This is a genomic window from Nocardia sp. NPDC002869 (assembly GCF_046764065.1).
GTDB classification, from domain to species: domain Bacteria; phylum Actinomycetota; class Actinomycetes; order Mycobacteriales; family Mycobacteriaceae; genus Nocardia; species Nocardia rhamnosiphila.
The window spans coordinates 1-5,864 of record NZ_JBKOOL010000250.1; the positions used below are offsets into that span (position 1 = coordinate 1).

The 5,864-nt window shown below is 70.5% G+C and carries 6 protein-coding genes; 2 read left to right on the forward strand and 4 right to left on the reverse strand.

Annotated features, from left to right (window positions below; all coding sequences use genetic code 11):
- From ACLML9_RS27385 to ACLML9_RS27400, 4 genes are all read right to left on the reverse strand, one after another.
- Positions 1-1,436 (reverse strand): GuaB1 family IMP dehydrogenase-related protein (locus tag ACLML9_RS27385; RefSeq protein WP_411948215.1); only part of this gene is annotated, 1,436 nt, incomplete at its 3' end.
- A gap of 49 nt (positions 1,437-1,485) precedes the next feature.
- Entirely contained in the window at positions 1,486-2,844 is a 1,359-nt protein-coding gene (locus ACLML9_RS27390) for a DEAD/DEAH box helicase (RefSeq protein ID WP_411948216.1), read from the reverse strand.
- Positions 2,837-3,775 carry a M56 family metallopeptidase gene (locus tag ACLML9_RS27395; protein ID WP_411948217.1) on the reverse strand — a complete coding sequence of 313 codons (939 nt, stop codon included), beginning with the start codon at positions 3,773-3,775 and terminating at the stop codon, positions 2,837-2,839. Before ACLML9_RS27395 ends, ACLML9_RS27390 begins: the two co-directional genes overlap by 8 nt.
- A gap of 52 nt (positions 3,776-3,827) precedes the next feature.
- A complete protein-coding gene (locus ACLML9_RS27400) occupies positions 3,828-4,205 on the reverse strand; it encodes a BlaI/MecI/CopY family transcriptional regulator (RefSeq protein WP_030520519.1) in 378 nt (125 codons plus the stop codon).
- Positions 4,206-4,469: 264 nt separating this feature from the next.
- Between ACLML9_RS27400 and ACLML9_RS27405 the strand changes: the two genes are divergently transcribed.
- Positions 4,470-5,177, forward strand: a complete 708-nt coding sequence (locus ACLML9_RS27405; protein ID WP_411948218.1) for a hypothetical protein — start codon at positions 4,470-4,472, stop codon at positions 5,175-5,177.
- A gap of 218 nt (positions 5,178-5,395) precedes the next feature.
- Positions 5,396-5,809, forward strand: coding sequence for a PaaI family thioesterase (locus ACLML9_RS27410; protein WP_411948219.1), 414 nt, complete (start codon positions 5,396-5,398; stop codon positions 5,807-5,809).
- The last annotated feature ends 55 nt before the right edge of the window (positions 5,810-5,864 follow it).

The window sequence follows — 5,864 nt, forward strand, 5'->3', positions numbered from 1 at the left end:
CACCACCCGCCCGGCAGCGGGCGGCCTTCGGCGAACCCGGCGGACGACTGCACCCCGACCACCGCGCGCTCCCGGAATTCCGCGAGATCACGGGCGCCGGCATAGGTGCAGGCGCTGCGCACCCCGGAGCAGATGTGGTCGATGAGGTCCTCGACGCCGGGACGCTCGGGATCCAGCAGCATCCGGGAGCTGGAGATGCCCTCCTCGAACAGTGCCTTTCGGGCGCGGTCGTAGCCGCGATCGGCGGCGGTCCGCGCGGCGACCGCGCGTTTGGAGGCCATACCGAAGCTTTCCTTGTACGCGCGGCCGTCCCGATCGACCCGCAGATCACCGGGCGATTCGTAGGTTCCGGCGAACCAGGAGCCGATCATGACGTTCGACGCGCCCGCGGCGAGGGCCAGGGCGACATCGCGGGGATGGCGGACCCCGCCGTCGGCCCATACATGGGCGCCCAGGTCGGCGGCCGCCGCCGCGCATTCGGCGACCGCGGAGAATTGCGGCCGGCCCACTCCGGTCATCATGCGGGTGGTGCACATGGCGCCGGGCCCGACACCGACCTTGACGATATCGGCGCCGGCGGCGACGAGATCCCGGGTGCCCTCGGCGGAGACCGTGTTCCCGGCGACCAGCGGCACACCGAGGCCCAGGTCCCGGATCGCACTCAGGGTTTCCAGCATCTTCACCTGATGCCCGTGCGCGGTGTCCACCACCAGGACATCGGCGCCGGCGTCGACCAGCGCCTTGGCCTTGGCGGGCACATCGCCGTTGATCCCGACGGCGGCCGCGATCCGCAACCGGCCCTCGTCGTCGACAGCCGGGCTGTAGATGCCGTGCCGGACCGCCCCGGTGCGGGTGAGCACGCCGGCCAGGGTGCCGTCCGGCGCGAGGAGTACGGCGGGCCCGGAATGCGCTGCCTCGAGGCGGTCGAAGATATAGGACGCCTCGGCGGTCGCCGGTACGGTGACGAAATCGGTGGTGGCGACCTCGTGCAGCCGGGCGAACCGATCGACATCGGCACAGGCTTCCTCGGTGACCAGCCCGACCGGCCGTCCGTTGTCGACCACCACGACCGCGCCGTGCGCGCGCTTGTGGATCAGCGCCAGCGCATCGGAGACGGAGTGGTCGGCGGTGAGCGTGACCGGGGTGTCGGCGATCAGCGAACGGCTTTTGACGAAGGCGATGGTCTCGGCGACGGCGCTGTTGGGCAGATCCTGTGGCAGCACCACGATTCCGCCGCGCCGTGCCACGGTCTCGGCCATGCGGCGGCCCGCGACCGCGGTCATATTGGCGACGACCAGCGGGATGGTGGTGCCCGAGCCGTCGGCCGTCGCGAGATCGACGTCGAACCGGGACGCGATATCGGTGCGGTTCGGAACCAGGAAGACGTCGTTGTAGGTCAGGTCGTACGGCGGGTGTTGTCCGGGGAGAAACTGCACTGCGCCCATGGTAATCGGGACGGCTCCGCGGCGTGGGGACCTGCCGGATTCACTTGGCCCGGCGGGGACGGTGCGGGCGGCGGCCCGGTGCCGGTCTCCCGGCGCCGCCCCGGCCCCGGGCTGCCGGCCCGCGAAAGTGGCCGCGCGTGGCCGCGGGCGGTACGTCGGGAGTTTTCGTCGCTTCGGGGCCCGGCGGGGTACGCGCGCCGGTGAGCCGGCGGACCTCCCGGTCTCCCGGTCGCACGGTGTGTTCCACCACAGGGACCTCCGCCGCCCGCGTCAGCGCGGTCACCTCGGCCCGCTGGTCCGGGGTGACCACGGTGATCACCGTGCCGCTCGCACCCGCCCGGGCCGTCCGGCCGGCCCGGTGCACGTAGTCCTTGGCATCGGCGGGCGGGTCGGCGTGGACCACCAGTGAGACCGCGTCCACATGGATCCCGCGCGCGGCGATATCGGTGGCGACGAGGGCGGAGATACCGCCGTCGGCGAAGGCCGCGAGAGTACGGATGCGGCGGTTCTGGGCCTTGCCGCCGTGCAGGGCCGCGACGCGGATGCCCTGGTCGCGCAGCCGGCGAGTGAGCTTCTCCGCCCCGTACTGGGTGCGGGCGAACAGCAGCGTGCGGCCGTCGCGGGCGGCGATCTCGGCGAGGACGGCCGGTTTGTCCGCCGGTTCGACGTAGAGGATGTGATGGGTCGCGGGGGTGGTCTCCGGTTCCGGGGCGACGGTGTGGGTGACGGGATCGCGCAGGTATCGGCGGACCAGATCCCGTACGGATTCGTCGTCGAGGGTCGCGGAGAACAGCAGTCGCTGGCCGTCGCCGGGCACCAGGTCGAGCAGCCGCCGTACCTGCGGCAAGAATCCGAAATCGGCCATATGGTCGGCTTCGTCGACCGCGGTGATCCGGACCGCGTCGAGTACGGCCGCGCCCTGATCGACCAGATCGGCCAGGCGGCCCGGGGTGGCGATCAGTAGGTCCACCCCGCGCTGCAGCCTTTCCGCCTGCCGGGACACGGGGATCCCGCCCACCGCGGTGCCGAGCCGCAGACCCAGCGCGAACGGTTCCAGCGCCTGTTCGATCTGCAGAGCCAGTTCCCGGGTAGGAGCAAGGATCAGACCGCGTGGGGCACGGGCGATGGCCGGGGCTCCGGTGAGGCGGGCGAGCATGGGCAGCCCGAACGCCAGCGTCTTGCCGGACCCGGTGGGCGCCCGGCCGAGCACATCGCGACCGGCCAGCGCGTCGGGGACGGCCGCCGCCTGGATGGGCAGTGGATCGGTCAGGCCCTCCCGGCGCAACGCCTGCACGGTGAGTACGGGCAGGCCCAGTCCGGCGAAGGACGGGGAAGTGCGGGCGGCGCCCACGTGCGGATCGGCCGGGCTTCCGGTCGCCGCCGGCAGGCTATCAGGCACGGAACAACCGGCTCAGTTCGACCAACCAGGGAGTCGCGACAGCCAGGGTCGGTACCACCAGGATGGCGATCGAGGCGAGATAGGCGGCCCCGGCGATCCGGAGATCACCCAGCGGGCCGGCCAGGCGCTGGATACGGATCAGCGTGCTCGGCCCGCCCACCGCGAGCGCACCCTGCGGCGCGGTCGATTTCGAGCAGGCCACCAGGGCCCGGGCCAGAGGTTTCGGACCGGTGACCTTGACCGCGGAATCATCGGCGAGTAACTCGATGAGCAGTTTCACCGAGTCCAGTGCGGATTTACTCCGGACGAACCGCGGGAAGGCCTCGTGCGCGGCGGTGAACGCCTCCAGCACCAGATCGTGGCGGGCCCGCAGATGCGACCGCTCATGGCTGAGGATGGCGGTGAGCTCCTGCTCGGTGAGGTTGTCGAGGGTGCCCGCGCTGACCACCACCCGCCGCCGCAGCCCCGGCAGACAGTAGGCGATCGGTTCGGTGGACGACAGGACCCGGATATCGGCGGCACGCCGGAACGGGCCGCTCTGGTCGAGCAGATCGACCAGCATGCGGTGGTGGGCGCGGCGGCGCCGGGTGTGGACCCCCACCCGGATCGAGGCGTAGACGAGCCGGGCGCCGATCAGCAGCGTGAGCATGAACACCGACACATAGGCCAGCCACAGGGGCAGGCCCAGCGCATCGATCTCATCGGTGGGCTTGGTGGTGGGGCGGCCGTCCGGCCCGGGGACCAGCAGTTCGGCGGCGATGGCGAGCCCGGAACTGAACGCGCTGAGTACAGCGGCCAGCGCGATCGCCTGCCAGAGCACAAGGGCGGCGCGCGGGACGCGATAGGTCCAGGTCGCCCGGCTGAGTGATTCCGGGACGGGACCGGCGAGAAGCAAGGCAAGTACGGCGAAGGCCGGTGCTGCTGCGTTCATCGACTCTGCTCACTGCGTTGTGGGGCCAGGGTCCGAGGTCGTTGCGGCGCGGCTATCTGTCCTCGGTTGCTTCGAGCTTAGCGAGTGCGTCCCGTAGGGCCGCGGCCTCGTCCTTGCCGACCTGCTCCACGAAGTGCACCAGGGCCGCGGCCCGGCTACCGGCCTCGTCGGCCTGCTGTAGCGCGTCCATCATGAGACCGGCCACCAGCTCGTCGCGGGTGTGTACCGGAGCGTACCGGTGGGCGCGGTCGTCGCGCCGCTGTACCACCAGATTCTTCTTCGCGAGACGCTGCAGCACGGTCATCACCGTGGTGTACGCGAGTTCGCGGCGCGCCGACAGGGCCTCGTGCACCTGCCGGACCGTTTGTGGTTCATCGGCCGACCACAGTTGGTCCATAACCGCTTTCTCGAGTTCACCAAGTCCAGCCATCTTTTGATTTTACGACGCCAACGACACTGTGCCGTACTACAGGGTGTCGTAACCGCGGGGGAATTGTCATAGGCCGTCGAACACCGGAAATACCGGCCCTGTGTGGGCGGGGAGAGCGCGCCCCGGCGGCCGCGGCGCACGCCGGACGGGCCGGGGGTGTCACGAATCCGTTACTTCATTCCCGGAGAGAAATACTTGCTAGGTCTGGTAAGGCTAACCTATCTTTCAGGTCGTCACTGCGACGCCGATCTCGAGGAGGTTCGAATGTCCGAACTCGCCACTGTGCGCATCCCCCGTCCGTACGAGGCGGCATTCGGGTCGGCGTGTTCCCGGTTACGGTCCCTGCAGCCGGAGCATCCCCGCGTCTATGCCGCTGCGGCCATGGCCGAACAGGGCAAACGGCGCTGGTGGGCGCTGTCCACGGGCCTGTGCGAGGGCCGGATCGACCTGATGTACCGGCGGCACGCCGCGGAGATGATCAGTGCGACCGCCGCCTCGGAGGTGGTGGCGACCGCGCTCATCCACGCCGTGCTCGGCCGGGTCGCCGCGTTATGGGTCGCCGACGGCCGGGCCTGGGACCCCGGCCTGGAGAATGTATGGATCCACACCGACAACGACGGCGGTATCGACTGGACGGGCCTGACCGACACCACCGTCCGGGTGGTGGCCGGCGACCCGTTGGAGGGCTCGCCCGGGGTGGTCTCCCTGCCGTGCGAGCGGGCGATGTGGGTGTGGCTCGCCTACCGCTGCGAACCTTCGCTGCTGCTGATCCAGGGAGCGCTGGCGCGGTGTGCGGGGCTGAGCCCGCGCCGGTTCTGGGCCCTGGTGGCCGAATCCGTGTCCGGGGCCACCACTTGCGTTCCGGATCTGGCCCGGACCGATCCCGTGGCGGGTGCGCGCCGGGGGCAGGGGCTGCTGATGGCGCTGGAGGAGCGCGGTATGGCGATCCGGCGTGCCCAACGTGTTGCCTAGTTAGGTAAGCCTGTCCTATAGTTAAGGCGGCGTACGGATCGCGCGAGAGTCCCGAGGGCTGCGGTGACCCCCGATCCAATGCCTGCGGCGGACTCCATCTTCGAGGTGGGGTCCGCCGCTCTCTTTCCGCCGCTCGACCACCGGCCCGTGCTCCCCGCCGCGGACCCACATGCGATCGTGGAGCCATGACCGAACAGCAGACCCGCCCCGCGATGTCGATGGCCGATCTCAGCGCCGAACAACTCAACGAGGTCAGCAAGGGGACTTTCGCGGATCTGATGGGTCTGCATGTGACCGAGCTCGGACCCGACCGCGTCCGCGGTGAATGGACTGTCACGCCGCAGCTGCACCAGCCGGCCGGTATCCAGAACGGCGGGGTGCTGTGCACCGTGGTGGAAACCCTGGCCAGCAGCGGCGGCGCGGCCTGGTACGGGGAGCGCGGCGTAGTGGTCGGGGTCAACAACAACACCGATTTCCTGCGTGCGGTGCGTGACGGGAAACTGACTGCCGAGGCCACGCCGCTGCACCGGGGCGGTCTGCAGCAGTTGTGGCAGGTGGTGGTCACCGACGAGGACGGGCGGCTGGTCGCCCGCGGCCAGGTCCGGTTGCAGAATCTGCCCCATCGCTCCTGAACGCGGGCCGGCCCGGGGCCGGTGGAATACCGAGGGCCGGGGCAGTGTCCACAAT

Coding starts and splice junctions, on each gene's coding strand:
- ACLML9_RS27400 (WP_030520519.1), bottom strand. CDS start 4,205: ATGGCTGGACTTGGTGAACTCGAGAAAGCGGTTATGGACCAACTGTGG.
- ACLML9_RS27405 (WP_411948218.1), top strand. CDS start 4,470: ATGTCCGAACTCGCCACTGTGCGCATCCCCCGTCCGTACGAGGCGGCA.
- ACLML9_RS27395 (WP_411948217.1), bottom strand. CDS start 3,775: ATGAACGCAGCAGCACCGGCCTTCGCCGTACTTGCCTTGCTTCTCGCC.
- ACLML9_RS27410 (WP_411948219.1), top strand. CDS start 5,396: ATGGCCGATCTCAGCGCCGAACAACTCAACGAGGTCAGCAAGGGGACT.